Consider the following 2,859-nt stretch of genomic DNA (forward strand, 5'->3'; position numbering starts at 1 on the left):
GCGAGCGCGGTATCGCGCACATTGCCACCGGCGGGCTGGGGGGTGCATAGGCGCCGCATCGGAAAACCAGCCCCTTCCTGACGTTGCCAGGCCCCTACGCTGTCTGGCATGGCGACGATCACTGGAAACGACATTCAAGGCATGGTGCGCCACTGGCTCAATACGCCGGTGGGGGGCTATCTCGGCTCGGACTATGGGCAGGACACGAAATCCTTGCTCCAGCGCCCGCACGCCGACGGTGCGCCCGATTCGTTCCTGCGCAAGATGCGCAGCGACGTGCCTGTGCTTCAGGCCCTGCCGACCGGCTCGCTGAACCTCTACGGCGTTCCCTCGCTGCCTGACCGCCTCGACCTGATCGTGGAAGTCGCCGGCCAGACCATCGAAGTGACGGGGGGATGACGTGCTGACCAAGGCCGATTACCAGCGGGCCATCCGCGATTCGATTGCTTCCTACCCGACCATCGCCCCTCTGTACCAGGCGGGCGACCCGCGCATCATGCAGCACCTGGACGCGATGGCGACCATGCTGGCGATGTTCTCGGCGCAGGTGGAGGCAGCCCATGCGGAGGCATTCGAGAAGACCCGTGACGCGACCGTGCTGGCGGATGCTGCCATGCGTGGCATCGTGCGCAAGGGCAAGTCCGCGCGTGTGCGCGTGCGGGCCATCAACACCAGCTCCAGCGCCTTCACGGTGGAATCCGGCCGCACGCTGCTGGATTCGTCGGGCCTGCTGTGGCGCGTCGAGACGCCGGCCGCCGTGCCCGCCGGCGGCGAGGCCACGTTCGAGGCCAGCCAGGTGCGCTCCAGCACCGTCACGCATACCGTGAGCGGCACCGAGCCGTTCTACGCCATCGAGGTGCCGGCGCCCGAGGACGACTCCTACCTGTGCGCCATCGCCGTCAGCGATGCGGATGGCGCCTTCGAGTACCGCGACCGCTACGTGAACACGGCGCCCGATGAGCGCGTGTTCCACGTCGAGGCGGACGACCGCCAGCGCACCTACGTCCGGTTCGGCTTCGACGGCGTGGTGGGCGTGCAGCCCAAGGACGGCGCGGAAATCACCCTGACGGTTTTCTACACCTCGGGCGAGGTCAGCCCGGCCTACGACAGCCCGTTCTCGTTCGAGTACCTGGGGTCGCCGGCCGAGTCCGCCATCGAGCTGCGCATGGACGCGCTGCTGATCGCCGGCCAGAACCCCATGCCCATGTCGGTGCTGCGCGACCTGGCGCGCTACCCGTCGGTGTACGACAACAACGCCGTGTTCCTGGGCGAGTTCGACTTTCTGGTGCGGCGCAACTTCCCGACCCTGCAATTCCTTTCCGTCTGGAACGAGTCGGCCGAGGAGCAGGCGCGCGGCCCGGCCTTCGACAACATCAATGCGATCTTCGTGGCCTGCCTCTCCAGCGAGGGAGGCGAATCCGTGTTGATCGAGGATGACCCAGACACGCCGGTGCCGCCGGCGGTGATCGCCGACGACGACCTGACCGGGACGCAGCAGGCCATCAAGGCGGCGATCCTGGCTGCCGACGACAGCTACCGCGTCCGCTTCTTCTCGCCAGTGCGCTCGAAAATCCGCATGACCATCAGCGCGCGGGTTTCCACCTCTTACGTGGCGTCCGACGTGAAGCAGAAGATCATCGAGGCGCTGATGGCCGAGTTCGGCCCGTCCTCGGCGGCATCGCGGCGCGGCCGCCAGCGCCCGCTGTACCAGCGCGTCTATGCGCTGCTGCGCCAGAAGGTGCCGGCCTTGTCCGACGGCGAGGCCGACCTGACCGTGGGCATCGTGGAGCCGGCCTCGCTGCTGGCCCGGCCCGAGATGTGGCGCTACCTGGACACCGACACCCTGAGCGTCACCGTGGAGACGGTGAATATCGTCACGCCTTCCTGGGGCGGGTAAGCCATGTCCCTGGATTTCTCGAACGCCCAGCTCCCGCGCCTGCTGCCGCTGGAGAACAGCTACACCGAAAACGAGGTCGAGGCCGACCTGAAGCGGCTGTTTCTCGACCTGTTCGACTCGACCCTAGCCGCCGACACCTTCGACGTGAATGTGCTGGGCGCGGCGCACCTGGGCAGCTTCGACCTGGTGCGCAAGGCGGTCAATGCCGACGGCCTGGTGCTGATGCAGGGCGACCGCGAGGAAGCCGCCACCCGCTACCTGTACCGGGCCTGGAAGTCGGGCGACGTGCAGGGGCGTGGGCTGCACTTCCTGCGCACCTACCTCCAGATGCTGTTCCCGAACCTTTGCCAGGTCGATCAGCTCTGGCACGACAAGGCGCTGCCGTACCCGACCGGCCTCTATCCCTCGACGCCGCGCTTTTCCTGGTGGCTGCACCAGATCGGCGAACCCGGCCTGAAGCTGGACGGCACCTGGGGCATCGGCCGGCGCATCCTGAACGCCGACGAGAGCCGTGCAGACCGGCCCATCGACACCGACCAGATGTACCTGACCAGCCGGGTCGAAATCGTGCTGGACTTCAGTGTGAATGTGCGCTCGATTGCGAGCCTCATGCACATCATCCGCTCGGTGATTCCCGCGCGCCTGCTGCCGGTGTTCCGCTTCTGGCTGAACTTCATCCTGTACGTCGAAATCCTGGCATCGTCCAAGCTGCTGATGCAGAAGAACTCGCGGATGCGCTACCCCTGGTGCGGGCGCGTGATCGGCGATTCCACCGACGTGCGCTGGAAGCTGGGCAAGGACGGCGTGCTGGTCAAGCTGCCGCAGCCCTTCGGGTCGTTCCGCCTGGGCGAAGCGCGCGGCGGCAAGTCCGTGTGGCGCCTGAAGGGCTGCCGCATCCAGAGTTCGGCGCTGCTGGAGAGCGCGGCCAGCGCGATCATCTACCGCCTGCCGAAGGTGGGCGA

3 protein-coding genes are annotated in these 2,859 nt (G+C 67.1%); all 3 read left to right on the forward strand.

Translation table 11 applies throughout. The annotated features are described in order from the left end of the window. Nucleotides 1-108: 108 nt before the first annotated feature. Nucleotides 109-399, forward strand: a complete 291-nt coding sequence (locus tag JYJ84_RS33075; RefSeq protein WP_087782474.1) for a hypothetical protein — start codon at nucleotides 109-111, stop codon at nucleotides 397-399. Between the two features lies 1 nt (nucleotide 400). Further along, the gene (locus JYJ84_RS33080; RefSeq protein ID WP_105812237.1) at nucleotides 401-1,897 is read left to right on the forward strand and encodes a hypothetical protein; all 1,497 of its coding nucleotides are present in this window, start codon (nucleotides 401-403) and stop codon (nucleotides 1,895-1,897) included. Between the two features lie 3 nt (nucleotides 1,898-1,900). Continuing rightward, a partial coding sequence (locus JYJ84_RS33085) for a hypothetical protein (protein WP_205190013.1) occupies nucleotides 1,901-2,859 on the forward strand: 959 nt, incomplete at its 3' end.

Source organism: Burkholderia sp. LMG 13014, assembly GCF_905232215.1.
GTDB lineage: Bacteria > Pseudomonadota > Gammaproteobacteria > Burkholderiales > Burkholderiaceae > Burkholderia.

Bases quoted from the DNA above. Each gene is read 5' to 3' on its own strand.
- JYJ84_RS33075 (WP_087782474.1), top strand. From the start codon at position 109: ATGGCGACGATCACTGGAAACGACATTCAAGGCATGGTGCGCCACTGG.